The 24808-nt window shown below is 66.6% G+C and carries 21 protein-coding genes and 1 pseudogene; 11 read left to right on the top strand and 11 right to left on the bottom strand.

All coding sequences use genetic code 11. The features are described 5' to 3' along the window. Positions 1-36 precede the first annotated feature (36 nt). On the top strand, positions 37-1218 hold the full coding sequence (locus Q7J44_RS15090; RefSeq protein WP_304881241.1) for a glutathionylspermidine synthase family protein: 1182 nt from the start codon (positions 37-39) through the stop codon (positions 1216-1218). A gap of 3 nt (positions 1219-1221) precedes the next feature. Beyond that, positions 1222-1794, top strand: a complete 573-nt coding sequence (locus Q7J44_RS15085) for a DUF1190 domain-containing protein (protein ID WP_304881239.1) — start codon at positions 1222-1224, stop codon at positions 1792-1794. A gap of 86 nt (positions 1795-1880) precedes the next feature. On the opposite strand, the gene Q7J44_RS15080 is transcribed toward Q7J44_RS15085, so the two are convergent. Next, positions 1881-3359, bottom strand: a complete 1479-nt coding sequence (locus Q7J44_RS15080; protein ID WP_304881237.1) for an NAD-dependent succinate-semialdehyde dehydrogenase — start codon at positions 3357-3359, stop codon at positions 1881-1883. Positions 3360-3476: 117 nt separating this feature from the next. On the opposite strand from Q7J44_RS15080, the gene Q7J44_RS15075 reads away from it, so the two are divergent. Beyond that, on the top strand, positions 3477-4256 hold the full coding sequence (locus Q7J44_RS15075; RefSeq protein WP_304881235.1) for an alpha/beta hydrolase: 780 nt from the start codon (positions 3477-3479) through the stop codon (positions 4254-4256). A 4-nt stretch (positions 4257-4260) separates the two neighbouring features. Here the strand turns inward: Q7J44_RS15075 and Q7J44_RS15070 are convergent. From Q7J44_RS15070 to ubiA, 3 genes and pseudogenes are all read right to left on the bottom strand, one after another. Then, a pseudogene (locus Q7J44_RS15070) lies at positions 4261-4614 on the bottom strand (hypothetical protein); the annotation flags it as partial. A 21-nt stretch (positions 4615-4635) separates the two neighbouring features. Then, complete coding sequence (locus Q7J44_RS15065; protein WP_370693017.1) at positions 4636-6582, bottom strand: OmpA family protein; 1947 nt, start codon at positions 6580-6582, stop codon at positions 4636-4638. Between the two features lie 176 nt (positions 6583-6758). Beyond that, complete coding sequence (ubiA, locus tag Q7J44_RS15060; protein ID WP_304881232.1) at positions 6759-7739, bottom strand: 4-hydroxybenzoate octaprenyltransferase; 981 nt, start codon at positions 7737-7739, stop codon at positions 6759-6761. Positions 7740-7751: 12 nt separating this feature from the next. Here ubiA and Q7J44_RS15055 point away from each other — a divergent pair, with 12 nt between their 5' ends. From Q7J44_RS15055 to Q7J44_RS15045, 3 genes are all read left to right on the top strand, one after another. Then, complete coding sequence (locus tag Q7J44_RS15055; RefSeq protein ID WP_304881230.1) at positions 7752-8480, top strand: 16S rRNA (uracil(1498)-N(3))-methyltransferase; 729 nt, start codon at positions 7752-7754, stop codon at positions 8478-8480. After that, the gene (locus Q7J44_RS15050; RefSeq protein WP_304881228.1) at positions 8477-9043 is read left to right on the top strand and encodes a hypothetical protein; all 567 of its coding nucleotides are present in this window, start codon (positions 8477-8479) and stop codon (positions 9041-9043) included. The genes Q7J44_RS15055 and Q7J44_RS15050 overlap by 4 nt, the downstream gene beginning before the upstream one ends. 106 nt (positions 9044-9149) lie before the next feature. Continuing rightward, positions 9150-10496 carry a glutamate--cysteine ligase gene (locus Q7J44_RS15045; RefSeq protein WP_304881227.1) on the top strand — a complete coding sequence of 449 codons (1347 nt, stop codon included), beginning with the start codon at positions 9150-9152 and terminating at the stop codon, positions 10494-10496. A 211-nt stretch (positions 10497-10707) separates the two neighbouring features. On the opposite strand, the gene plsY is transcribed toward Q7J44_RS15045, so the two are convergent. Genes plsY through Q7J44_RS15020 form a run of 5 tightly spaced genes read right to left on the bottom strand, consistent with a single transcriptional unit; the run spans position 10708 to position 14508 of the window. Next, positions 10708-11313, bottom strand: a complete 606-nt coding sequence (plsY, locus tag Q7J44_RS15040) for a glycerol-3-phosphate 1-O-acyltransferase PlsY (protein ID WP_304881225.1) — start codon at positions 11311-11313, stop codon at positions 10708-10710. Positions 11314-11319: 6 nt separating this feature from the next. Continuing rightward, positions 11320-12591 (bottom strand): dihydroorotase, encoded by a 1272-nt coding sequence (gene pyrC, locus Q7J44_RS15035; RefSeq protein WP_304881291.1) that lies wholly within the window; start codon positions 12589-12591, stop codon positions 11320-11322. Positions 12592-12617: 26 nt separating this feature from the next. Next, complete coding sequence (locus Q7J44_RS15030; RefSeq protein ID WP_304881223.1) at positions 12618-13031, bottom strand: hypothetical protein; 414 nt, start codon at positions 13029-13031, stop codon at positions 12618-12620. After that, the gene (locus tag Q7J44_RS15025) at positions 13028-13552 is read right to left on the bottom strand and encodes a hypothetical protein (RefSeq protein ID WP_304881222.1); all 525 of its coding nucleotides are present in this window, start codon (positions 13550-13552) and stop codon (positions 13028-13030) included. The genes Q7J44_RS15030 and Q7J44_RS15025 overlap by 4 nt, the downstream gene beginning before the upstream one ends. Beyond that, the gene (locus Q7J44_RS15020) at positions 13549-14508 is read right to left on the bottom strand and encodes an aspartate carbamoyltransferase catalytic subunit (RefSeq protein WP_304881220.1); all 960 of its coding nucleotides are present in this window, start codon (positions 14506-14508) and stop codon (positions 13549-13551) included. The genes Q7J44_RS15025 and Q7J44_RS15020 overlap by 4 nt, the downstream gene beginning before the upstream one ends. 115 nt (positions 14509-14623) lie before the next feature. Here Q7J44_RS15020 and Q7J44_RS15015 point away from each other — a divergent pair, with 115 nt between their 5' ends. From Q7J44_RS15015 to Q7J44_RS15000, 4 genes are all read left to right on the top strand, one after another. Further along, positions 14624-15439, top strand: coding sequence for a uracil-DNA glycosylase family protein (locus Q7J44_RS15015; protein WP_304881289.1), 816 nt, complete (start codon positions 14624-14626; stop codon positions 15437-15439). Further along, the gene (gene moaB / locus Q7J44_RS15010; RefSeq protein ID WP_304881218.1) at positions 15436-15978 is read left to right on the top strand and encodes a molybdenum cofactor biosynthesis protein B; all 543 of its coding nucleotides are present in this window, start codon (positions 15436-15438) and stop codon (positions 15976-15978) included. The genes Q7J44_RS15015 and moaB overlap by 4 nt, the downstream gene beginning before the upstream one ends. Positions 15979-16072: 94 nt before the next feature. After that, entirely contained in the window at positions 16073-17578 is a 1506-nt protein-coding gene (locus tag Q7J44_RS15005; protein WP_304881216.1) for an efflux RND transporter periplasmic adaptor subunit, read from the top strand. A gap of 3 nt (positions 17579-17581) precedes the next feature. After that, on the top strand, positions 17582-20935 hold the full coding sequence (locus Q7J44_RS15000; RefSeq protein WP_304881215.1) for an efflux RND transporter permease subunit: 3354 nt from the start codon (positions 17582-17584) through the stop codon (positions 20933-20935). A gap of 22 nt (positions 20936-20957) precedes the next feature. On the opposite strand, the gene Q7J44_RS14995 is transcribed toward Q7J44_RS15000, so the two are convergent. After that, on the bottom strand, positions 20958-21818 hold the full coding sequence (locus tag Q7J44_RS14995) for a protein-disulfide reductase DsbD domain-containing protein (RefSeq protein ID WP_304881213.1): 861 nt from the start codon (positions 21816-21818) through the stop codon (positions 20958-20960). 76 nt (positions 21819-21894) lie between these two features. Between Q7J44_RS14995 and Q7J44_RS14990 the strand changes: the two genes are divergently transcribed. Continuing rightward, entirely contained in the window at positions 21895-22449 is a 555-nt protein-coding gene (locus Q7J44_RS14990) for a YqgE/AlgH family protein (RefSeq protein ID WP_304881211.1), read from the top strand. 9 nt (positions 22450-22458) lie between these two features. On the opposite strand, the gene Q7J44_RS14985 is transcribed toward Q7J44_RS14990, so the two are convergent. Beyond that, positions 22459-24771, bottom strand: coding sequence for an aldehyde dehydrogenase family protein (locus tag Q7J44_RS14985; RefSeq protein ID WP_304881287.1), 2313 nt, complete (start codon positions 24769-24771; stop codon positions 22459-22461). Positions 24772-24808 lie beyond the last annotated feature (37 nt).

Raw genomic sequence — 24808 nt, 5'->3', positions numbered from 1 at the left:
GCGCCGCCATATCAGGGGCGACCACAGGAGAGAGATTTGGACCGTATCACCTTGCCCGAACGCCCCGAATGGCGTGCGAAAGCGGCAGAGCTTGGCTTTACCTTTGCCGATATGCATGGCGAGCCCTATTGGGACGAGACCTCGGCCTACAGCTTTACGCTGGAGGAGATCGAGGGCCGGATTGAAGACCCCTGCACCGAGTTGCACGCGATGTGCCGAGAGGCGGTGGGCACCGTGCTGGCCGATGAGGCGCTGATGGAGCGGATGGGCTTGCCGCGTTTGCGGTGGGAGTTCATCCGTGACAGCTGGGAGGCGGGGGAGCCGGAGGTTTATGGCCGGTTCGATCTGGCCTATGATGGCAAGGGGCCGGCCAAGCTGTTGGAATACAACGCAGATACGCCAACATCGCTGTACGAATCCGCAAGCTTTCAGTGGCTGTGGTATGAAGATCAGCTTGCGGCACGGGTGCTGCCCGAGGGGTCGGACCAGTTCAACCGCCTGCATGAGGCGCTGGTCGAGCGGTTTGCCGAGATCTTTCCCGCCGACACCGACCTGCATTTTGCCGCCATGTCCGGCACGCCCGAGGATTATGCCACGGTGGAAACCATGGCCTGGGCGGCGCGAGAGGCCGGGATGGGCGCGCATTACACCGATCTGGAAAAGATCGGCATCAGCGAAGAGGGCCAGTTCACCGATGCCGACGACCGGGTGATCGGGACGCTGTTCAAGCTGTATCCGTGGGAAGATCTGTTCACCGATGAATTTTCCGCGCATCTGGCGTCAGCCCAATGCCGGTTTATCGAACCGCCATGGAAGGCGCTTTTGTCGAACAAGGCGATCCTGCCGGTGTTGTGGCAGATGTATCCGGGCCATCCGAACCTGCTGCCCTCGTTCTTCGCCGATGATACCAAGGGGCTGGCCGATGCCGCGCATCTGATGCTGGCCGGCCATGTGACCAAGCCGATCTTTTCGCGCGAGGGTGCTTCGGTGACGATCACCGCGCAGGGCCGCGTGCTGGAGCGGGCGGTGAACCGCGCATACGACCGGCATCCGATGATTGTGCAGGGCTATCAGCCGCTGCCGGTCATGGGCGGCTTTCGCCCGGTGATCGGGGCCTGGGTGGTGGGGGAAACCTGCGTCGGCATGGGGCTGCGCGAAGACCGCGCCCTGATCACACAAGACCTGTCGCGGTTCAAACCGCATTTCATTGAGGGGTAAGCCATGAAACGATCACGAGCCGTCTCGCTGGGGATTCTGGGGGCCGCCGCTTTTGGTCTGGCGGGATGCCAGTCCGAGGAACAGACCGACGCCGCCGCCTTTTCCGACATTGAAAGCTGTGTCGCCGCTTCGGCGCAAAGCGGTTGGTTCACGCGCGAAGACTGCGCCGAGACCTTTGCCGAGGCGCAGGCGATACATGCCGAAACCGCGCCGCGCTATGAAAGCCGGGAGTTGTGTGAAGAGGAACACGGGCCCGGGGCCTGTGGCGGCGATACGGTGGCCGGGTCGGGCGGCGGTGGCGGCATCTTCATGCCGTTGCTGGCAGGCTATCTGATCGGGCAGGCGCTGGGCGGTGGCCGCGCGATGGCGCAGCCGGTGGTGCCAAAAGCCGGTGGCGGCTTTGCGACGCCGACCGGCGGCACGCAGATGTCACGGCTGAATGCCGCGGGCAAGATGGGCACGGCGGCCTTTGCCAAGGGGCCAACGACCGCAGGCCAGCCACCGATGAGCCGGGCGGCGGTGGCCAGCCGGGGCGGCTTTGGCGGGTCGGCGGCGACGCGCTCTGTGGGGAGCTGAGGACAAGGGGGGCTGCCGCCCCCTTGGACCCCCGCGCGTATTTTCATCAAGATGAAGGGGCGGGCATTTTGCGGCCCGCCCGTTGATCAGATCGACAGGCAGACGTATTTCAGCTCCATATAGTCATCCATGCCGTGATGGCTGCCTTCGCGGCCCAGACCGGATTGCTTGACGCCGCCGAAGGGGGCGACTTCGGTCGAGATGATGCCGGTGTTGACACCGACGATGCCGTATTCCAGCGCCTCTTGTACCCGGGTGATGCGGCCGATCTCGCGGCTGTAGAAATAGCTGGCAAGGCCGAAGATGGTGTCATTGGCTTTGGCCACGACCTCTTCCTCGGTGTCGAATTTGAACAGGGGCGCGAGGGGGCCGAAGGTTTCTTCGGTGGTGACCATCATGTCATCGGTGACGCCGGTGAGGATGGTGGGTTCAAAGAAATTGCCGCCGAGTGCGTGGCGGTTGCCGCCGGTCTCGATTTTCGCACCTTTGGCGGTGGCGTCGGCGATGTGTTCTTCGACCTTTTCAACGGCGGCTTCGTTGATCAGCGGGCCGAATTGCACGTCTTCGGACAACCCGTCGCCGACGCGGGTTTTGGCGACTGCGGCCTGCAGTTTTTGCGCAAAGGCGTCATAGACCCCGGCCTGCACATAGATGCGGTTGGCGCAGACGCAGGTCTGGCCGTTGTTGCGGAATTTCGACATCATGGCACCGGCGACGGCGGCATCCAGATCGGCGTCGTCAACCACGATGAAGGGCGCGTTGCCGCCCAGTTCCATCGAGCATTTCATCACCTGTTCCGCCGCCTGCCGCAGCAGGATGCGGCCCACTTCGGTGGAGCCGGTAAAGGTGAGTTTGCGCACCAGAGGGTTTTCGCAGAACTCTTTGCCGATGTCGGAGGATTTCTTTGAGGTGATCACCGACAGGATGCCCTTTGGCAGCCCGGCGCGTTCGCCAAGCACTGCCATGGCGAGGGCCGACAGCGGGGTTTCAGCCGCGGGGCGGGCGACGAAGCCGCACCCTGCGGCCAGCGCCGGGCCGGCCTTGCGGGCGATCATCGCGTTGGGGAAGTTCCACGGCGTGATCGAGCCGACGACGCCGATGGGTTGTTTGAGCACCGTGATGCGTTTGTCGCGCTGGTGGCCGGGGACGGTTTCGCCGTACACGCGCTTGGCCTCTTCGCCGAACCATTCGATGAAGCTGGCGCCGTAAGCCACCTCGCCCTTGGCTTCGGCGAGGGGTTTGCCCATTTCAGCCGTGAGGATGGTGCCAAGATCGTCCTGATTTTCCATCATCAGATCGAACCATTTGCGCAGCACCTGTGCGCGTTCCTTGCCGGTGCGCGCGGCCCAGTCTTTCATCGCGACATTGGCGGCGGCGATGGCGCGGGCGGTTTCAGCCCGGCCAAGGTTGGGCACGCGGGCGATATCATCGCCACGGGCCGGGTTGACCACGGCGAAGGTCTCGCCGTCATCGGCGTCGATCCAGTCGCCTGCGACATAGGCTTTGGTGGCAAGCAGCGTCGGGTCTTTGAGCAGCGACGCGAGATCGGTCACGGAATCGAGCATGTGGGGTCTCCCATTTCGGTTTTGTCCATGCAAAGCATGGGAGCGGCGGGCTGTCCAGTTCTGTCGGGGGGCGGGGCAGGATAGCGCCGGAATTTTGATCAAATCGGGGCGGACCGGATGGAATTTGCAAGCGAAGCCGACCGGGCCTATGCCAATGGCGCATTCATTGCAGGGGCCGATCAGTTTGTGCCCAGGTGGCGGGCAGCGGCGGCGGCGTTCCGGGCGGGCATGCGGGGCGATCTGGGGCTGGCTTACGGTCCGGGGGTGCGGCAGCGGTTTGATCTGTTCCTGCCGGACGCGGTGCCGAAGGGGGTGCTGATGTTCGTGCATGGCGGCTACTGGATGGATTTCGACCGGGCCGACTGGTCGCATCTGGCGGCGGGCGCGGTGGCGCGGGGCTGGGCCTGTGCGGTGCTGTCCTACACGCTGGCCCCTGAGGCGCGGATAGCGCAGATGACGCGCGAGGTGGCGGCGGCGGTGCGGGCAGTGGTGGCGCGGGTGGCAGGGCCGGTGGTGGTGGCCGGGCATTCGGCAGGCGGGCATCTGGCGGCGCGGATGGCCTGCGTGGATGGGCCGGAGGTGGCGCGGGTGGTGCCGATCTCGCCCTTGGCCGATCTGCGGCCGCTGCTGGCGACGCGGATGGCACCGGTCCTGCGGCTGGATGCGGCAGAGGCGGCGGCGGAGAGCCCGGCGCTGCTGCGCCTGCGCGACGGGGTGGGCTGCCATGTCTGGGTCGGCGCGCAGGAGCGCCCGGCGTTCCTGTGTCAGGCGCGGCTGCTGGCCGAGGTGTGGGACTGCCCGTGGACGGTCGAGCCGGGGCGGCATCATTTTGATGTGATCGACGGGCTGGCCGACCCCGGGTCTGCGCTGATGGCGGCCTGTCTGGACGGGATGTGAGCGGTCAGGAGTTGGCGTGCATCCGTTCGATATAGGCGCGCATTTCTTCGGCTTCGTGCCGGGCGTCGCGCAGGCCGCCCATGGCGGCGCGCAGTTCGGCTTCGGTCTGGGCGATCTGGTTCATCAGCTCGGCTTCGCGCTGTTCCAGATAGATGATCGCCTGATCGCGGGTTTCTTCGGCGTCGTGCAGCATGGTGGACAGCCGGTCCATCTCGCCCATGTCGCCGCCCGGAACGCGGGCAAAGCGGTGCATGATCCAATGCGAGAACCAGCCCAGCGCGAAGGCGGCCATCAGGATGATTGCAGTGACGATGATGAATTCGGTGCGGTTCATTCGGTCTGCTTTGTGAAGGGCGAGGGCCTGAGCTGTGCCTTTGGCCTAGCCGTCACGCGCCGGGCGCGCAAGGGGGCGGCGGGTCTTTTCTGTGGGCGCGACCGAGGGGTCGTCATCGCCTGACGGTTCTGCCGCGGCGTCGACCTGCGCGGGGGCCGGGGTGCCGGATGTGGCCCCGGCGGCGGCGGCTGCGGGCTGATCCAGCAGCACGAATTCAATCCGGCGGTTCGCTTCGCGACCGGCTTCGGTGGCGTTGTCGGCAATCGGGTTGGCCTCGCCATAGCCGGTGGCTTTCAGCGCATCGACGGTGACGCCCCGGCCTTGCAGCGCCAGCAGAACGGCATCGGCGCGGGCCTGACTGAGCGCGAGGTTGCCGCTGTCAGATCCTTGACTGTCGGTGTAGCCCGCGATTTCCATGCGCACGGCGGGGCAGTCTTCCAGCGCCTCGGCCAGCGCGTCCATGATGCCGACGGTCTGGCCGTCGATTTCGGCGGAGCCGGGCGGGAAGGTGATCTTGCGGCGTTCCAGAACCGCCGTCACCCGTGCGGCGCATTCCTGCGGGGTGGGCAGCGCGGCGAGCGGGTCGAGCTTTTCATCATAGCGGACCGAGACCCGGAAGGTCTGGCCCTGACCCAGCTTGTCCGACAGCACCTGCGAGATGCGGCTGCGCGCGATCTGTGATCCGGTGACGCCTTCAACCTCGACCGTGTCGGCGCGCACCAGCAGGCGGCCTTCGGCCAGCTCGCCCAGCGCTTCCAGCCCCGCCAGAACGCGGACCGGCCAGCCGTCGGGCAGGTCATTGTCGAGCCGTGTGGCGGAATAGACCTTGCCGACGCCGAAGCGGGCACGCGCATAGCTGGAAGCGGCATTGCGCAGCAGCTCGTCGGTGACGCGGCCGCGCAGTTCGACCCGGCCTTCGGCGGACAGGGTGGCGGTGAATTCGGCGGGGCCGAGGGCTGCATCAGAGGCACGCTCCAGCGTGGCGGTCAGAGAAAACACCTCTGGCAGGGCCGAGTCGAGTTCACCAACGATGCGGTCGAAATCGGCCTGCGACACAGAATCGGCAGCGACGAGCGAGACATCGGCATCGGAAAAGGTGATGGTCGCCTCGCCGAGCGAGGAGACTGCGTTGATCGCGATGGCGACGGCATCGGCCCAGCTGGGGGTGGGGACGCCAAGGCCGACGATGCAATTGGGCCGTCCCGGCACTCCGGCAGCCCGACCTGCCGCAAGAATGCGGGCGCGGGCGCGGTCGGTATCGGCGGCGCAGGCATCAAACCGCGCGCCTTGTTCGTCCAGTACAAAGCGCATGGTAAAGGGCGTCAGCACCGGACGCGGGGCCGAAATCTCGATGGAAACCTCCAGCCCCTGCGGTCTGGCGGCGTTCAGCTCATTCGTCAGGCGGCGTTGCTCTTCGGCGCTGGTGGCGATGGCGGTGATGCTGACCCGGCCCGCCGTGACCGAGATCTTGGACCGGGGCAGGCGCTTGACCGCCTCCATCCCGAAGGCAAAGGCATCGTCCCAGCCTGCGGGGGCCGGATAGGCTGCGGTTTCCAGCATGTCCGAAATCGCCCCGTCGGTGCGCAGCGATTGCGCCTCGGCCAGCAGGGCATCAGCGGAATCGCTGGTGGGCAGCAGGCCGATCAGCTGGATGCCATCATCATTGCGCAGCATCTCGACCGAGAATTTCGGGGCCTCGATCGCCTTGACCGGGGTGACATCCAGCATGTCGCGCACGCGGGACGCGTCGATGACCGTGCCCGCCAGATTGACGGCGCGGAAACGGGCGGCCTCATTCGGGGCGGTGCCGGCCAGATGCAGTTGCAACCCGTCGGCATGTGGTGTGGCCCAGGTGATGCCGGCGTCCAGCAGGCGCGAGGTGACGGCCTGTTCCGAGCGCCCCTCGATCCACAGGGCCGAGGCCCAGGCGGCGAAGGCGGCCACGACCCCGGCACCGGAGACTGCCGCAAGTGCGATCACCGCATGGGGCAGGTGGCCGCTGTCAAGCTGGGCGCGGGTGGTGGACACCAGAGCTGTGGTGCGGTGAAGCAGGCGCTTGGGCAAGGCGGATTCCTGACTGAGGGTCCTGGCGGGGTGGGGAAGGGGATGGCGCGGCCGGGGGCCGATGATTCCCCTGCCGGTTTAAAAGCCGGAGCCGCCGTGATCAATCAAAGCGCGGCGGCGGCGGCAAGAAACAGCGCAACGATCAGCCCGGCATCGCGGTTTGCAAGGAATTCGCTGCGGCAGGACGCAGGATCATCGGGTTTCAGCCGCGCCATCTGCCGCACCATATGCCAGCCAAAGGCCCAGACCCCGGCCAGCGCCAGCGCCAGCTGAACCGGATCGCGCGCGGGCAGCAATGCCAGAATCACCGCCAGCGCCATCAGCGCGATGGTAGAGAGCAGAAACAGCTTCAGCCACCAGCCGGTGTTGTCGCCAAACAGCCGCGCGGTGGATCTGACGCCGATCAGGGCGTCATCCTCTCGGTCCTGCAAGGCGTAGATCGTGTCGTAATACAGCGTCCATGTGATGCCCGAGGCATAGAGCACCACGGCGGCCAGCGGCACTTCGCCCGCATGGGCGGCCCATGCCAGCACCGCGCCCCAGTTGAAGGCCAGCCCCAGAAACAGCTGCGGCCACCATGTGAAGCGCTTGGCAAAGGGGTAGATCGCGACCAGCGCAAGCGAGGCGATGCCAAGGCCGATGGCCAGCCAGTTGTAGCTGAACAGGATCAGCGCGGCCGACAATGCCTGCGCCACCATCCAGACCAGCGCCTGTCGCACCGTGACCTGACCCGAGGGAATCGGGCGCGACCGCGTGCGGCTGACCGAGGCGTCGATATGGCGGTCGGTGATGTCATTCCATGTGCAGCCCGCGCCGCGCATCAGAAACGCCCCCGCCGCACAGCTGACCACCAGCCACAGATCCCAGAGCCGGGGGGCATCCACCGCCGCCGCAAGCGCGATGCCCCACAGGCAGGGCATCAGCAACAGCCAGGTGCCGATGGGCCGGTCAGCGCGGCTGAGCCGCAGATAGGGGCGCATGGGGGGGGGCGCAAAACGGTCAACCCAGTTGTCCTTTGGCGCGTCGGCGACGGTGCCCGCTGACGCAGTGTGCGCGGCCTCTGGCGTTTCCGGAAATTGGGTCATAGCGTGGCGCCTATGGATGCAAAGGTCAGACTCTATGTAGATCAGCCCTTGGGCGCGGGGCAAGCCGTGGCGGTCGGCCCCGAGCAGGCCACCTATCTGTTTGCGGTGATGCGTCTGCCGGTCGGGGCGGGCGTGCTGCTGTTCAACGGGCGGGACGGCGAATGGCTGGCGCGGGTGGTGGATGCGGGCAAGCGGCGCGGCGCGCTGCTGTGCGAGGCGCAGACCCGGCCGCTGCTGCCGGTGCCCGACCTGTGGCTGCTGTTTTCGCCGGTCCGCAAAGAGCGCACCAATTTCATTGTGGAAAAGGCGGTGGAGCTGGGCGTGGCACGGCTGATGCCGGTGACCACGCGGTTCACCCAATCCGAGCGTTGGCGGCAGGACAAGCAACTGGCCCATGCGATTGAGGCGGCGGAGCAATGCGGGGCCACATCAGTGCCGCAGGTCGGCGAGGTGCAGCCCTTGGAGCGGGCGCTGGCGGGCTGGCCCGAGGGCCGGGTGCTGCTGTGGGCCGATGAGGCACTGGCGGGGCAGGCATCGGCCCTGACGGGCAGTGTCGCTGCGGGGGCACCGGGGGCGGTGCTGGTCGGGCCCGAGGGCGGGTTTTCCGACGATGAAAAGGCGCTGCTGCGCGGCCTGCCCTTTGTGCGCCCGATCAGCCTTGGCCCCCGCATCCTGCGCGCCGAGACGGCGGCGGTGGCCGCATTGGTGTTATGGCAGATGGCGGCGGGAGACTGGCGATGATCCGCCCCGAGGTGCAGGCGGCGCTGTGGCGCTGGCGTGAGGTGGGCGTGGGCGTGGCGGTGCTGGGCTTTGGCCTGTGGCTGATGCGGCTGGGCGGCTATCTGCTGCTGCCGCTGGGGGCTGTGGTGGGCCTTGGCGGCGTCGCGCTGGGCGTGCTCGCCTGGCGGCGGCTGCGCTTTGTGCCGGTGGGCGAGGCACCGGGCGTGGTTCACGTGGATGAGGGGCAGGTCAGCTATATGGGCCCGCAGGTCGGCGGATTTGTCAGCTTGCGCGATCTGGCCGAACTGCGGCTGATCAGCATCCGTGGGCGGCGGCTGTGGCGGCTGAAGCAGACCGACGGGCAGGCGCTGCTGATCCCGGTCGAGGCGGCGGGGGCCGAGGCGCTGTTCGATGCGTTCTCCAGCCTGCCCGGCCTGTCGAGTGCCGATCTGCTGGCAGCACTGGCCCCAACCCCCGGCACCGGCAGCCGTGCGGTGCTGGCGGGCGGCGAAAACCGTGTGGTCTGGCGCACGTCCGGGCGCGGCGTGGTCGCGCAAGGCGGCGCGCGCCCGGCTGACGAATAACGATTTGTGATATGTCGCCGCCGCTGCATCGCGCCGTCTTGACTCGGGCCACGCCGCAAGACACCTGTGAGGCGCAAACAATGACCCCAGCCGGAGCCTGAACCCCATGTCCATTCCACAGTCCGGCGGCGGTCAGATCACATCGTTTCATCAGCTGGCAGAGCTGATGGAGTCGGGCAACAAGCCCAAGGCCGACTGGCGCATCGGCACCGAACATGAAAAGTTCGGCTGGCTGGAGGGCAGCTTTGCCCCCTTGCCCTATGCCGGTGACCGCTCGATCTCGGCCCTGTTCGCGGGGCTAGAGTCGCGCTTTGGCTGGACCCCGGTGCGCGAAGGCGACAACGTGATCGGCCTGCAGCGCAACGGGGCCAATATCAGCCTCGAACCCGGCGGCCAGTTCGAATTGTCGGGCGCGATGATGCCCGACATGCACGAAACAGCGGCAGAGCTGCGCCTGCATCTCGAAGAGGTGGCGGCGATTGCAGACCCGATGGGCGTGCGCTTTATGGGCATTGGGGCCGCCCCCGAATGGAGCCACGCGCAGATGCCGGTGATGCCAAAGGGGCGCTACCGGCTGATGACCGATTACATGGGCCGCGTCGGCACTCATGGCACGCAGATGATGTACCGCACCTCGACCGTGCAGGTGAACCTCGACTACGCCTCCGAGGCGGATATGGTGAAAAAGCTGCGGGTGGCGATTGCGCTGCAGCCGGTGGCCACCGCGCTGTTCGCCTCCAGCCCGTTCTTTGACGGGGGGCCGAACGGCCACCGCAGCTGGCGCAGCCGGATCTGGCGGGGCCTGGATGACAGCCGCACCGGGATGCTGCCCTTCGCCTTTGACGAGGGGTTCGGCTTTCAGCAATACGTCGACTGGGTGCTGGATGTGCCGATGTATTTCGTCTACCGCGACGGCAAGTATATCAATGCGCTGGGCCAGTCGTTCCGCGATTTCCTCAAAGGCCAGCTGCCGGCACTGCCGGGCGCGCTGCCCACCCTGTCCGACTGGGCCGACCACATGACAACGGTGTTCCCCGAGGCACGGGTCAAGAAATACATCGAAATGCGCGGTGCCGATTGCGGCGACGAGGCGCATATCAACGCGCTGCCCGCCTTCTGGCTGGGGTTGATGTATGACCAGAACGCGCTGGATGCCGCCTGGGATCTGGTCAAGGGGTTCGATGCGGCAACCCGCGAAGGCCTGCGCATTGCCGCCTCGGTCGCGGCCCTGAAGGGCGAATCGGGCGGAGTGCAGCTTAATGCGCTGGCGCGCGCGGCAGTAGAGCTGTCGCAGGCAGGGCTGGTGGCACGCGGCCTAGGCGAAGATATCTACCTGGCCCCGCTGCACCGTTCTTTGGCGCAGGGCGAGGTGCAGGCCGATCGCTGGCTCCGCCTGTATGAAACGGAATGGAATCATCAGTTGACCCCGATCTATCAGGCGGCCAGCCTCTGAGGGGGGCCAGCCCCCCGCGCGTGCCGCGCCCCCCTCGGAGTATTTGGGAAAGCTGCAATGCAATGAGCGCAGTCCTTGCGATTGCAGCTTTCCCCAATACTCCCGCCGGAGGCGTATCCGAGGAGACGCGGCGCAGCCCGCGCGACGAGATAAAACCAACGCGGCGCAGCCGCTCAATCGGATCAGGTGTCGAAGGCGGGCGCGGCGGGTGTTATTTTTTGCCGATCCTTGGCTCAATACCCTGACGCAGGCGCGCGATATTCGCGCTGTGGCGGGCGAAGATCAGCGCGCCGAGGATGATGGCGAGCAGGGACATCTGCGGATAGCCCAGCACCGCCAGCCAGACAGGGGTCAGGGCGGCGGCGATCAGGGCCGAGAGTGAGGAAATACGGCTCAGCGCCGCCGCCACCGCCCAGGTGGCGCAGGCGGCAAGGCCGACGGGCCATGCCAGCGCCAGCAGGGTGCCGAGGAAAGTCGCCACCCCCTTGCCGCCTTTGAACCCGAGCCAGACCGGGAACAGGTGGCCCAGAAAGGAAAACAGCGCCGCCACCTGTCCCGCATCCGGCCCCAAAGCCGCGCGGGCGATCAGCACTGCGACGCCGCCTTTGCCCGCGTCCAGCAGCAGCGTGGCCAGTGCCGCGCCCTTGTTGCCGGTGCGCAGCACATTGGTGGCCCCGATATTGCCCGAGCCGATGGCGCGCAGATCGCCCAGTCCCAGCAGGCGGGTGATGACAATGCCAAAGGGCACCGAGCCCAGCAGATAGGCAAGCACGGCGGTCAGGGCCAGCAGCAGGGGCGCAGAGGTGAAATCGGGCATTTCGCTTTAGGCTCCGTAAACCTGATGGCCGGCGACAAAGGTTGCCAGAACCTTACCCTCCATCCGCGTGCCGTCAAACGGCGTGTTCTTTGATTTCGACGCCAGGGTGAAACGGTCAAGCACAAAGGGCGTGTCGGGGTTGAACAGCACCAGATCGGCGGGCGCACCTTCCGCCATGCGGCCTTGGGGCAGGCCAAGGCGGCGCGCGGGGTTCAGGGACAGGGCGCGGAACAGCCGCGGCAGCGTCAGCTGGCCTGCGTGCAGAAGGCGCAGGGCGGCGGGCAGCAGGGTCTGCAGGCCCACCGCCCCGCTGGCGGCATCCTCGAACGGCAGGCGTTTGGATTCCTCATCCGCCGGGGTGTGGAAGCTGCCGATCACGTCGATCAATCCGCTTGCCACCGCCTCTATCATCGCCAGACGGTCATCTTCCGACCGCAAGGGCGGGGTCAGCTTGAAGAAGGTGCGGTAATCGCCCACGTCGAATTCGTTCAGCGTCAGGTGGTGGATCGACACGCCGGCGGTGACATCCAGCCCGTTGGCCTTGGCGCGTTCCAGTGCGGGCAGGCTGCGGGCGGTGGTGATCTGGTCGGCGTGGTAGCGCGCGCCGGTCATCTCGATCAACCCGAGGTCACGGTCCAGCCCGATGCGTTCGGCCATCGGATGCACCGCCGGGATGCCGCGCAGTGATGCGAACTTGCCGCTGGTGGCGGCGGCCCCGTGCGACAGGCCCGGTTCCTGCGGGTGGCCGATCACCAGCGCGCCGAGGCTGCGGGCGTAGGTCAGCGCGCGGGACAGCACCTTTGGGTCGGTGGTGACGCGGGTGGCATCGGTAAAGGCGATGGCACCTGCATCCAGAAGAAAGCCGATCTCGGTCATCTCGCGCCCGTCCCGGCCCTTGGTCAGGGCGGCCATGTGGCGGATGCGCATGGGCGACGCCTCTGCCGCGCGGCGGGTGACGAATTCCAGCACTTCGGGCGTGTCGATGGCGGGGGTGGTGTCGGGGCGGGCGATCATGGTGGTGACACCGCCCGCAGCGGCGGCGAGGCCCGCCGAGCGGAAGGATTCCTTGTGCCGTTCCCCGGGTTCGCCGATTTTCACGCCCCAGTCGATGATGCCGGGGGCAAGGCAGGCCCCGCCGCAGTCGATCACCTGCGCGCCCTTGGGGGCGGAGGCAGCACCGATTGCGGCGATCACCCCTGCGTCGATGATCACATTGCCGGTGGTGATGGTATCGCCTTCAGGGTCAATGATGCGGGCATTTTCCAGAAACAGGGTCATCGGCGGGCCTTTGTGCAGCATGGGGGTCATCGCAGTCTTTCCGTCAGGCGGGCCGCGTCGGCGGCGGGGGCTGCGAGGTATTTGATCAGGTGCCTGTCGCCCGTAAGGGTGGTGATCTGCACCGAGCCAAGGAACGGCCGCGCGGTCTTGATCTGTGCGCGGGGGATGGTCAGGCCGCGCGGGCCGATCAGACGCTGGCTGGTAAGATACCACAGATCCGTCAGCGCCTCTGACGCGACATAAGAGGCGCGGGCAGCGATGGCGAGGGCGGCCCCGATGGGACCCATGACCGGATAGGGGTTGCCCTGCCACAGCAGCCACAGGCCGACCGCCGCGCCAAGGGCGATGGCCATGATCAGATGCGCGCGCCAGTAGGTCAGGCGGTCGGGGGTGAAGGTGGCGACAAGGGTTTCCCCGGTCGCCAGCACGGGAGGGGTCATCCGGCCCCCCAGACGAACAGCGTGACAAAGATCGCCAGCAGGATCAGCACCACCGTGGCCACCCGGCCCGACATCGCGGCGTCTGAGGGACGCTTCGGGGTCTGCACCGGCAGGATGTCGGCTTCGGCGTCATAGGCGGCCATGCCGGTGCGGGCGGGCGAGGGCACCTCGTCATACCGCCCGATCAGGCGCAGGGGCGGGCGGGGCGACAGCTGGCCCTGCCCAAGGGCGGGGCGGAAGACCAGCAGGAGCGGGCCGCGCAGGGCATCGAGGGTGGCCGTGTCGGCGGCGAGGCTTTCCTCGGCGATGCCCTGACCTTCCGTCAGGTAGCGCGAGAGGCCGTATTCGGTGAAGGTGTCGGCATCGATCAGTTCGGTATGGGCGGGGTCAACCGCGTCAACCCCCAGAGCTTCGGCCAGCGGGCCGCGTGCGAGGGCGGTCGCCTGATCGTCGGGCGGGTCAATGGCGAAGACCCAGACGCAGCGCTCGGGGCCGGGGGGGATGGAGAGCGTATCGCTCATGCCATCACCTCCGCCGCCTTGGCCCCACGGTCGGCGCGCAGGTTGCGGGCCAGCAGGTCCATGCAGGCCATGCGCACGGCGACACCCATTTCGACCTGTTCCTGAATGACCGACCGGTTGATGTCATCGGCGAGTTCGCCGTCAATCTCCACCCCCCGGTTCATCGGGCCGGGGTGCATGACGATGGCATCGGGCTTGGCATGAGCCAGCTTTTCAGCATCCAAGCCATAGCGGTGGTAGTATTCCCGTTCCGACGGGATGAAGCCGCCGTCCATGCGTTCGCGTTGCAGGCGCAGCATCATCACCACATCGGCACCTTCCAGCCCCTTGCGCATGTCGTCAAACAGCTCGCACCCGAAATCACCCACACCGGCGGGCATCAGGGTGGGGGGTGCTATCAGGCGGATGCGGTTTTCCATCTTGCCCAGCAGGATCAGGTTTGACCGCGCCACGCGCGAATGCGCAATGTCGCCGCAGATCGCCACGGTCAGGCGCTGGATGCGGCCCTTGGCGCGGCGGATGGTGAGGGCATCAAGCAGGGCCTGTGTGGGGTGTTCATGCCGCCCGTCGCCCGCGTTGAGCACCGCGCAATTCACCTTTGACGCCAGCAGGTTGACCGCGCCGGATGATCCATGCCGCACCACCAGCAAATCTGGGTGCATGGCGTTCAGGGTCATCGCGGTGTCGATCAGGGTTTCCCCCTTTTTCACCGAGGATTGCGAGACCGACATGTTCATCACATCTGCCCCCAGCCGTTTGCCTGCCAGCTCAAAACTGGCCTGGGTGCGGGTGGAGTTCTCGAAGAACATGTTGATCTGAGTCATGCCTGCAAGGGCGTCGGATTGCTTTACCGTGCGGCGGTTCAGATCGACGTAGCGATCCGCCAGATCAAGCACGGCAAGGATTTCCTGCGGTGACAGGTGTTCGATTCCCAGCAGATGGCGTGCGCGGAACATCGGAGTCTCCTTACGGCTGGCTGCGGGTTTGGGGTGCTTATGCCAAAGGGGCGCGCAATGGGCAACGGTGATCCGTCCCTTGCGGGGGCGCGGCGGCCAGCCTACCCTTTGCGGCATGGGAATCGCGACGGACATTCTGACGGACTGGCATGCCTCACAGGCGGCGCTGCTGTGGCAGGTGGATCTGGGTATTGACGAATGGCTGCTGGATGACCCGCTGAACCGGTATGATCTGCCCGAGGCGGTGAAGCCTGCGCCGATGGTGGCCCCGGCGGCTGCGCCTGCGACCCGGGTGGCGGCACCTGTGGCCTTGCCCGAGGTGGCGAAGGTGGATGCGGTGGCCGAAGCGCAGGCGCTTGCGGCAAGGGCGGGCACGCTGGACGCATTGCGCGCGGCAATTGCCGGTTTTGAGCATTGCGATCTGCGGCGCGGCGCGCGCAATCTGGTGTTTGCGGATGGCGTGCCGGGCGCGCGGGTGATGGTGCTGGGGGAGGCGCCGGGGCCGGAGGAGGACCGCGAGGGGCGGCCTTTTGTGGGCCGCGCCGGGGCCTTGCTGGACGAGATGTTTGCGGCCATTGGCCTGTCACGCGACGCGCAGGATGCGCGGGCGGGGCTGTATCTGGCGCATATCCTGCCGTGGCGTTGCCTGGGCAATGGTGCGCCTTTGGCGGAGGATGTGGCAATGATGCTGCCCTTTGTGATGCGTCACATCGACCTGGTGGCCCCGGAGGTGATTGTGGTGATGGGCAATACGCCGCTGTCGGCGCTGACCGGGGTGCAGAGCATCGCGCGGGCGCGGGGGCAGTGGCAGCAGGCCGGGGGGCGGGCAGTCTTGCCGATGATCCACCCCGACAGCCTGCTGCGCACACCCGTTGCCAAGCGCGAGGCGTGGGATGATCTGCTGGCGCTGGAGGCGCGGTTGGCAAAATGAGCCGGATTGATGAGACGATGGCATTTGTCCCGGTGCGCATCGCGGTGCTGACGGTCAGCGACACGCGCACCGCTGGCGATGACAGGTCGGGCGATAGGCTGGTCGAACGGATCGCGGGCGCGGGACATGTGCTGGCGGCGCGCGGGATTGTGACCGATGACCGGGCCCTGATTGCCGGGCAGTTGCGGGACTGGATCGCGGACAAGGATGTCGACGTGATCCTGACCACCGGCGGCACCGGACTGACGGGCCGTGATGTGACGGTCGAGGCGCACCGCGACGTGTATGAGAAAGAGATCGAGGCGTTCGGCACGGTGTTCACCATCGTCTCGATGCAAAAGATCGGCACATCAGCCGTGCAAAGCCGGGCCTGTGGCGGTGTGGCGGGTGGCACCTATCTGTTTGCGCTGCCGGGCAGCCCCGGGGCATGCCGCGATGCCTGGGATGAGATTTTGCGCTGGCAGCTGGATATCCGGCACCGGCCCTGCAACTTTGTCGAGATCATGCCCCGGCTGGATGAACATCTGCGAAGGAAGTAACGACGGAACGGCAGACTTGCGGCGTAACAGTCTTGTGGCTGGACGCAAGGACGGCCTGCATTACTGTCTGGTCTTGTTCTGAAGCGGAGTTTTTATGCGATTTTTGGCGCGTTCCCTGACCGGCCTGTTTCTGGCCGCCCTGACGGTGGGTTTGCTTGCGCTTGGGGCCAGCCTGATTGCGGGCGCGCTGACGCAAAGGCTGTCCACGGAACGGCCGGCGCAGCCCGCCCGCGAACGGGTGTTTTCCGCCAATGTGCAGACGGTAACACCGGGGGTGCTGACACCGCAGACTGTGGCCTTTGGCGAGATCCGGTCGCGCCGCACGCTGGAACTGCGCGCGCCGGGCGGTGGCCGGGTGCTGGAGATTGCAGACGGGGTCGAGGATGGGGCCACGGTGACCGAAGGCCAGGTGCTGGTGCGGCTGGACCCGGTGGATGCCACATCGGCCCGCGATCTGGCACAGGCGGGCCTGCGCGAGGCAGAGGCCGAGGTGCGCGATGGAGACCGTGGCCTGCTGCTGGCGCGCGATGATCTGGCGGCGGCAGAGGCGCAGGCCACGCTGCGCCGTCAGGCCCTGACCCGGCAAGAAGATTTGCAGTCCCGTGGCGTCGGTTCCCCCGCAGCGGTGGAGACAGCGGCTTTGGCACTGTCATCGGCCGAGCAGGCGGTGTTGTCGCGCCGGTCCGCGCTGGCGCAGGCCGAGGCGCGGGTGGATCAGGCGGCAACGGGTCTGGCACGGGCGCGCATTGCGCTGGCCGAGGCAGAGCGCACGCTGGATGATACCGTGATCCGCGCCAGTTTTACGGGTCGGCTGAACGGCGTGACGGTGGTGGCCGGTGGGCTGGTCGGGGCCAATGAGCGACTGGCCGAACTGATTGACCCCGACCGGCTGGAAGTGTCGTTCCGCCTGTCGACCGCGCAGTTTTCGCGGCTGCTGGATGAAGATGGCAGCCTGATCGCCGCGCCGGTGGCGGTGTCGCTGGATGTGCTGGGGGCCGAGATTGCCGCCGTGGGCCGGGTGGAGCGCGTGGGGGCCGCCGTGGGCGAAGGGGCGACGGGGCGGCTGATCTATGCCTCGCTGGACGGCGCGCGCGGCTTTCGCCCCGGCGATTTCGTGACCGTGGGCATCGCCGAGCCAGAGATTGACGGCGTGGCGCTGTTGCCGGCCACGGCGGTGGACAGCACCGGCGGCATTCTGGTGGTCGGGGCCGACGACCGGCTGGAGGTGCAGCTGGTGCCGGTTCTGCGCAGGCAGGGCGATGATGTGATCGTCGATGTGCGCGGCATTGCCGGGCGTGAGGTGGTTGTGGAACGCTCGCCCCTGCTGGGGGCGGGGATCAGGATCAACCCGATCCGCCCCGGCTCTGCCGCCGCTGACGCGTCGCCGGATGCCCGCGCGCAGGCACAGCCCGCCGCCTTGCCCGCCGCGCTGACCGATACCATCGCCCTGACCCCAGAACGGCGGGCCGGGCTGATCGCCTATGTCGAGGGCAATGCCCGGATGCCGGATGAGGCCAAGGTGCGGATGCTGGAACAGCTGGCGCAGGACGAGGTGCCCGCACAGGTGGTGGCCCGGCTTGAAGACCGGATGGGGGGCTGAGCCATGGCAAAGGGTATCCCGGCGGGCGGTGGCGGTCTGATTTCCTATTTCACGCGGCACCGCACATTGGCCAATCTGCTTTTGGTGCTGATGATCGTGGCCGGTCTGGTGTCGGCCTCGCGCATCCGGGCGCAGTACTTTCCTGATGTCATCATCAGCCAGATCGACGTGTCGGTCGCCTGGAGCGGGGCCGGGGCCGAGGATGTGGACCGCGCCATCGTGCAGGTGCTGGAATCGACACTGCTGACGGTGGACGGCGTGGCCGATGTCACATCCCGCGCCAATGAGGGCTCGGCCCGGATCTCGCTGGAGTTCGAACCCGGCAGGGATCTGGCGCAGGCGGTCGAGGATGTGCAGACGGCGGTGAATTCTGTCTCAAACTTGCCGGCAGAGGCTGAAGAGCCGGTGATCCGCCGCAGCCAGTGGCGCGATCAGGTGACCGATGTGGTGATCACCGGGCCGGTGGGTGTCGATCAGCTTGGCCGCTTTGCCGATGAATTCGTCGGGCGGCTGTTTCAGGCGGGGGTGACGCGCACCACAATCCGCGGCATGGCGGACCCGGAAACCGTGGTCGAGGTGCCATCGGTCGCGCTGATCCGCCATGACATCACCATGCGCGAAATCGCCACAGCAATCGGTGCGGCGGTGCGGACCAATCCGGCGGGGAATGTCGGCGACGGGTCGGCGCGGGTGCGGACCGGGTCGGAACGGCGCACAGCGGCGGAAATCGACGGCGTGGTGCTGCGCAGTCTGCCGGATGGCACCAAGCTGACGGTGGGGGATATTGCGACGGTCACCGCCATCGGGGCGGATGCCGGGCGGGCAAGTTTTGTGGGGGTGAACCCGGCGGTGACCGTCCGGGTGGACCGCAATGCCGAGGGCGACGCCATCCGTATGCAGGCCAGTGTCGAGGATGTGGCAGCGCAGATGCAGCTGACGCTGCCGCCGGGTGTGACGGTCGATCTGGTGCGCGCCCGCGCGGAAGAGATCACCGACCGGCTGTATCTGCTGCTGGACAACGCGCTGAGCGGGTTGGCGCTGGTTGTGGTGCTGCTGTTTTTGTTCCTGAACGCGCGCACGGCGCTGTGGGTGGCTGCCGGGATTCCGGTGGCGATGCTGGCGGCGGTGGGGGTGATGTATGCCGCCGGGCTGACGCTGAACATGATGTCGCTGTTCGCGCTGATCATCATGCTGGGGATTGTGGTTGACGATGCCATCGTGGTGGGCGAACACGCCGATTTCCGCGGGCGGACCTTGGGCGAAGATCCGGTGGTGGCGGCTGAGCGGGGCGCTTTGCGCATGGCGCAGCCGGTGATGGCGTCCAGCCTGACCACGGTGATTGCGTTCTTTGGTCTGGTCGCCATCGGCGGCAGGTTTGGCGATCTGATCAGCGATATCCCGTTTACGGTGATTGCGGTTCTGATTGCATCGCTGGTCGAATGTTTTCTGATCCTGCCCAACCACATGGCCCATGCCATCGCCGCGGCGCGGGTTGAAAAATGGTATGACTGGCCGTCGCGGCAGGTCAACCGGGGAATGGTCTGGCTAGGGGCGAATGCGGTCAAACCGCTGATGCGCCTGCTGCTTCTGGCCCGCTATCCGGTGCTGGCGGGGGCGGTCTGTCTGCTGGCGGCGTCGGCGGCGCTGTTCATCCGGGGCGATCTGCCGTTCCGTTTCTTTAACGCGCCGGAACAGGCGTCGGTCACCGGCAACTTCTCGATGCTGCCGGGGGCAGAGCGCAGCGATACGCTGGAGATGATGCGCGAAGTGCAACGCGCGGCGGAAAGCGTGGGCGCACGGTTCGAGGCCGAACATGGCGCGAATCCCATTACCTTTGCCATGGCCGAAATCGGTGGGTCTGGCGGGCGTGGGCTGGCCAGTGCCGAAGGCAAGGATGCCGACCAGTTGGGTAGCATCTCGATCGAGCTGATCGACCCGGATTCGCGACCCTATTCCAGCAATGTCTTTGTGCAGGCCCTGCAGGAAGAGGTGCGCGGCCATCCGTTGATGGAAGAGCTGTCGTTCCGGGGCGGGCGGTTCGGCCCCGGCGGCGATGCGCTGGCGATTGACCTGTTCGGTGCCGAGGCAGGCGAGCTGAAAGCCGCAGCCGAAGCGTTGAAAACCCGGCTGGCGGTGTATCCGGAAGTATCAGCGCTGGAGGATTCGCTGGCCTATGACAAGGAAGAGCTGGTCCTGAACCTGACCCCGCTGGGCCAGTCGCTGGGCTTTGCGATTGACGAGCTGGGCCGCACTTTACGCGACCGGCTGAACGGGATCGAGGCCGCGACCTATCCGCAGGGAACCCGCTCGGTCGCGATCCGGCTGGAACTGCCGCGCCATGAGCTGACGGCTGATTTTCTGGACGCCACGCTGCTGCGCACCGCCAGCGGCAGCTATGTGCCGCTGGCTGATATCGTGACAGTGGAACAGGTCGCCGGCTTCTCGACCATCCGCCGCGAAAACGGGCTGCGCATTGTGTCGGTGTCGGGCGATCTGGCCGAGGATGATCCGGCGCGGGCAGCGGAAATTCAGGCGACCATCCGCGAGACGATCCTGCCCGAGATTGAACAGCAGTTCGGCATTGAAAGCCGTCAGGGCGGGCTGGTCCAGCAGCAAAATGAATTCCTGAGCGATGCCGGGTCTGCTGTCATCCTGTGCCTGCTGGGGATCTACCTGTGCCTTGCCTGGATCTTTGCCAGCTGGACCCGGCCTTTGGTGGTGATGTCGGTGATTCCGTTCGGCCTGATCGGGGCGATGTGGGGGCATGTCCACTGGGGGGTGCCGCTGTCGTTGTTTTCGGTCGTCGGGCTGATTGGCATGTCGGGGATCATCATCAATGATTCCATCGTTCTGGTGTCGACGATTGACGAATATGCCGAAAAGCGTGGACTGTTTCCGGCGATTGTCGATGGCGTGGCCGACCGCTTCCGCGCGGTGCTGCTGACGACGCTGACCACCGTGATCGGGTTGTCGCCGCTGTTGTTCGAGGGCAGCTCGCAGGCCGAGTTTCTGAAGCCGACCGTGATCACGCTGGTCTATGGTCTGGCCTTCGGCATGTTTCTGGTGCTGATCATGGTGCCGGCGCTGATGGCGGTGCAGGCCGACATCGGCCAGATGTTCCGGGCGCTGTCACGGGGCTTGCGCGCGGACAAGGCGCGCGGTGTGTTGCTGGGGGCAGGGGCTGTGCTTGCGGTGCTGTTTGCAATCACGCTGGCCCCGGCGCTGCTGGACGGCTGGTTGGGCGGTGCCCTGCCCGCGATGCCTGTGGGCACGGCGTTTGGCCTGTTTGCGCTGGGGGCGGCGGCGGTGAGTGTGGCGGCGTTCTGGATCGTGCGGCTGGTGCCTGTGCGCCGCTAGCGGCGGGCGGCCCGTCAGTCCGTCAGTCTGCCGGGCAGCCGCGGATTTCTACCGCGCGTCCCTGACCGCCGATCACCGTCACCACCATCGCAGAGCGGTTCAGCGCAAAGGGCTGGCCTGAGGGTGGGACCATTTCGGCCGTGGCCGTCAGGCTGCGCCCGTCACGGCTGACCTGAGATTCGGACACCCAGACATTGGCGATGCCCGGTTCAAACACCACCGCCTCCTGGCTCCCCTGAACCGGCAGGTCCATGCGGGCGGTGACGCGCATGCCGTCGCGGATCGGCTCGATCTTGCAGGTGATGCGGGTCAGCCCCGCCTCGGCTGCGGTGGCGGGGCGGGCGCGCAGGGCGGCGTTGATGGTGCTGTCGGACTGCCCCGGCGACGCCAGCGCGCTGCCCAGCAGCAGAGTGGCCGGAATGCAGATATCCTTGCACACGCCGAGATCGATTGACGCCCGCAGCCGCACCGGCTTGCGCGGGTCTTTCGGAGTGATCTCTATCGGCAGCACCAACTCGTCATGATAGCCCACGGTCTGCATGCCATTGGTGCGGAACACATCGGGTGCGGGCCAGTGAAACCGCACCGACCCAAGGTTTTCCGACCCGGACCAGTCGAACTGCGGCGGAATGCCCGCATCGCCCGGCGCGCGCCAATAGGTCTTCCACCGGGGGGCAAGTTGCAGGTGCAGCGCGGCCATATGGGTGCCGGTCGCTGTCTGCCAGCCAGACCGGAATTCGCCCCGCACCACATCGGATTGCGCTTGCGCAAGACCGGCAGCGGGGGTGAGGGCGAGACAAAGGGCAAGGGCGCGGATCATGCCCGGAAGATAAGCACTGGCCCCGGAATGGAAAGTCACAAAGACGGGAAGCGGTTGTAGCACTTGGACGGAACATCCCCCTTGAGGCACAGTTGCATCAGGACCATGTTAGGAAGTGGGTCAGGTGCGGGAGTGGCAAATGGATCTTGGCGGAAAATTGTTGATTGCGATGCCCGGGATGGGCGATGCGCGGTTTGACCGCAGCGTCATCCTGATCTGCGCCCATTCCGAAGACGGTGCCATGGGGCTGATCGTCAACAAGCCGACCCCGGATCTGAGCTTTGCCGGATTGCTGGATCATCTGGACATCTCGCGCGAGGCCGAGGGGCGCGACATCCGGGTGCATGTCGGCGGTCCGGTGGAACGCGGGCGCGGCTTTGTGCTGCATTCGCCCGATTACCCGCGCGGGCCTGCAACGATGGCGGTGCCGGGCGGGTTTCTGATGACGGCCACCCTGGATATTCTGGAATCGCTCGCGCGCGGTGAAGGGCCGGACGCGGCGCTGCTGGCGCTGGGTTATTCCGGCTGGGGACCGGGCCAGCTGGAGGATGAGATTTCGCGCAACGACTGGCTGCTGGCAGATGCGCCCGCCGATCTGGTGTTTTCTGCTGACGACAGCGCCAAATGGGTCAAGGCATTGAAAACGCTGGGCATCGACCCGCTGACGCTGTCTGCGACAGCGGGGCATGCCTGATCGTTCGGGCTATTCGCCGTAGGGCACCCAGACGGTTTTCACTGCCGTTGCGTGCCGCAGAAAGGCGCGGCCTTCGGCCTCGGGCGCGAACCAGTCGCGGGCGCGGGCGGTGTTGACCCAGGTGCGTTTCAGATTGGTGGCCGATTCCGCCTCTATGGTTTTGGAAAGGTCGGTCGATGAAAAACTCCAGACCGCGTCAATATCCATGTGACCGGCGAGGGGCTTGGCAAGGTCGGCATGCGGCCCGGTGATGATATTGACCACGCCGGCGGGCAGGTCAGAGGTTTCCAGCACCTGATAGAAATCTGTCGCTGACAGCGGGAAGGGCTGCGATGGCACCAGAACGCAGGTGTTGCCCATGGCAATCGCCGGGGCCATGACCGAAATCAGACCCAAGAGCGGGGCCTCATCGGGGCAAAGAGCCCCGATCACGCCGCAGGGTTCGTTCATTGCCAGCGCCACGCCACGGACCGGCACGGATTTCACTGCGCCGTCGAATTTGTCGGCCCATGCGGCATAGGTGAACAGCCGGGCAATCGCAGCCTCGACCTCTGCGGTGCCGGAGCTGCCGGTCTGCGCCTTGAGTCTTGCGGCGAATTCCTCGGCGCGGGCCGACAGGTTTTCGGCGATGTAGAACAGGATCTGCGCGCGGGTGTGGGCTGTGGCGCGGCCCCAGCCCCTGGCGGCCTGCGCTGCCTCGACCGCGTTGCGGATGTCCTTGCGGTTGCCGATCCCGACATGGCCCAGCAGTGCGCCCTTGGGGCTGTAGACGGGGTTGGAATAGCCGCCATCGGGCCGGGCCTGCTTGCCGCCAATGAACAGTTTCGCGGTGCGGTCGAGGCCATCGACTGTGGCCGCTTTCGGCGCGGGCATCGCGGCGAGTGGTTTCAGCGCTGCCGTCTTACCCCTGGGCCGCAGATAGGCGTGCAGACCTTCCCAGCCGCCTTCGCGCCCGAAGCCGCTTTCACGCAGGCCGCCGAACCCGGCGGCGGCGTCGAACATGTTGGTGCCGTTGACCCAGACCACCCCCGCCCGCAGCTTGGGCGCGATGTCGAGCGCGAGGTTCACATTCTCGGTCCAGACCGTTGCCGCCAGCCCGTAGCGGGTGTTGTTGGCCAGTTCTACCGCTTCCGCCGGGGTGCGGAAGGTCATGCTGACCAGCACCGGGCCAAAGATTTCCTCCTGCATCAGGGGGGATGCGGCAGACAGGCCGGTGATGAGGGTGGGCGGGTAGAAACAGCCCTGTGGGACGGGCGTATCGGCGGTGTATTTGTCACCGTCTGACGCATCGACCAGCCGGGTGATGGTGGCCAGCTGTACCGGATCGACCACCGCCCCCACGTCGATGCATTTGTCCAGCGGATCGCCGATCCGCAAGCCATCCATCCGGCGTTTCAGTTTGGCGTGGAACCGCTCGGCCACGCCTTCCTGCACCAGAAGCCGGCTGCCCGCACAGCAGACCTGCCCGCCGTTGAACCAGATCGCATCGACAAGGCCCTCGACCGCCGAGTCGAGATCGGCATCGTCGAAGACGATATAGGGCGATTTGCCCCCCAGCTCCAGCGTCAGCGCTTTGGCGCTGCCTGCGGTGGCGCGGCGGATGGCTTTGCCGACAGAGGTCGATCCGGTAAAGGCGATCTTGTCGACGCCGGGGTGGGCGACCAGTGCCGCGCCCGTTTCACCATCGCCGGTGACGATGTTCAGGACGCCTTTCGGCAGGCCCGCCTCACGGCTGATTTCGGCGAACAGCAGGGCGGTCAGCGGGGTGTATTCGGCGGGTTTGAGCACCACCGTATTGCCCGCCGCCAGCGCCGGGGCCACCTTCCACGCCAGCATCAAGAGCGGAAAGTTCCACGGGATCACCGCGCCGCAAACGCCCAAAGGTTCCATCCCCGGCAGCTCGGTCGGGGCCAGTTGTGCAAGGCCCGCGTGGTAGTAGAAGTGCCGGGCGACGAGGGGCAGGTCGATGTCGCGCGATTCGCGGATCGGTTTGCCGTTGTCCATCGTTTCCAGCACCGCCAGCAGGCGGGCGTGTTTCTGGGTCAGCCGGGCGAGGGCATAGAGATATTGCGCGCGTTTATGCGCGGGCAAACGCGCCCATTTCGGCTGCGCGCGGCGGGCGGCGGCCACAGCCCTGTCGACTGAGGCGGCAGAGCCTTGGCTGACCTGCGCCAGCCCCTTGCCGGTGGCAGGGTTTTTGCTGTCGAACAGCGCTTCGGGCGCGGTGAAACCACCGTCGATGAAATGCCCGAACCGATGGTCGTGCCGCGCCAGCCAGTCCAGCGCCTCGGCGTTGGATTCAGGGGCGGGGCCGTAGGCCATGGTGTCGAAAATCTCACGCACAGAGCTCACGCTTTGG

It is taken from the genome of Pseudotabrizicola sp. (assembly GCF_030656345.1).
Lineage (GTDB): Bacteria > Pseudomonadota > Alphaproteobacteria > Rhodobacterales > Rhodobacteraceae > Pseudotabrizicola.
This window is presented reverse-complemented; position numbering and strand designations above follow the sequence as displayed.

Excerpts from the sequence above, each read along its gene's own strand:
- Q7J44_RS15085 (WP_304881239.1), top strand. The coding sequence starts at position 1,222 with ATGAAACGATCACGAGCCGTCTCGCTGGGGATTCTGGGGGCCGCCGCT.
- Q7J44_RS15080 (WP_304881237.1), bottom strand. The coding sequence starts at position 3,359 with ATGCTCGATTCCGTGACCGATCTCGCGTCGCTGCTCAAAGACCCGACG.
- Q7J44_RS15075 (WP_304881235.1), top strand. The coding sequence starts at position 3,477 with ATGGAATTTGCAAGCGAAGCCGACCGGGCCTATGCCAATGGCGCATTC.
- ubiA (WP_304881232.1), bottom strand. The coding sequence starts at position 7,739 with ATGACCCAATTTCCGGAAACGCCAGAGGCCGCGCACACTGCGTCAGCG.
- Q7J44_RS15055 (WP_304881230.1), top strand. The coding sequence starts at position 7,752 with ATGGATGCAAAGGTCAGACTCTATGTAGATCAGCCCTTGGGCGCGGGG.
- Q7J44_RS15050 (WP_304881228.1), top strand. The coding sequence starts at position 8,477 with ATGATCCGCCCCGAGGTGCAGGCGGCGCTGTGGCGCTGGCGTGAGGTG.
- Q7J44_RS15045 (WP_304881227.1), top strand. The coding sequence starts at position 9,150 with ATGTCCATTCCACAGTCCGGCGGCGGTCAGATCACATCGTTTCATCAG.
- plsY (WP_304881225.1), bottom strand. The coding sequence starts at position 11,313 with ATGCCCGATTTCACCTCTGCGCCCCTGCTGCTGGCCCTGACCGCCGTG.
- pyrC (WP_304881291.1), bottom strand. The coding sequence starts at position 12,591 with ATGACCCTGTTTCTGGAAAATGCCCGCATCATTGACCCTGAAGGCGAT.
- Q7J44_RS15030 (WP_304881223.1), bottom strand. The coding sequence starts at position 13,031 with ATGACCCCTCCCGTGCTGGCGACCGGGGAAACCCTTGTCGCCACCTTC.
- Q7J44_RS15025 (WP_304881222.1), bottom strand. The coding sequence starts at position 13,552 with ATGAGCGATACGCTCTCCATCCCCCCCGGCCCCGAGCGCTGCGTCTGG.
- Q7J44_RS15020 (WP_304881220.1), bottom strand. The coding sequence starts at position 14,508 with ATGTTCCGCGCACGCCATCTGCTGGGAATCGAACACCTGTCACCGCAG.
- Q7J44_RS15015 (WP_304881289.1), top strand. The coding sequence starts at position 14,624 with ATGGGAATCGCGACGGACATTCTGACGGACTGGCATGCCTCACAGGCG.
- moaB (WP_304881218.1), top strand. The coding sequence starts at position 15,436 with ATGAGCCGGATTGATGAGACGATGGCATTTGTCCCGGTGCGCATCGCG.
- Q7J44_RS15005 (WP_304881216.1), top strand. The coding sequence starts at position 16,073 with ATGCGATTTTTGGCGCGTTCCCTGACCGGCCTGTTTCTGGCCGCCCTG.
- Q7J44_RS15000 (WP_304881215.1), top strand. The coding sequence starts at position 17,582 with ATGGCAAAGGGTATCCCGGCGGGCGGTGGCGGTCTGATTTCCTATTTC.
- Q7J44_RS14990 (WP_304881211.1), top strand. The coding sequence starts at position 21,895 with ATGGATCTTGGCGGAAAATTGTTGATTGCGATGCCCGGGATGGGCGAT.
- Q7J44_RS14985 (WP_304881287.1), bottom strand. The coding sequence starts at position 24,771 with ATGGCCTACGGCCCCGCCCCTGAATCCAACGCCGAGGCGCTGGACTGG.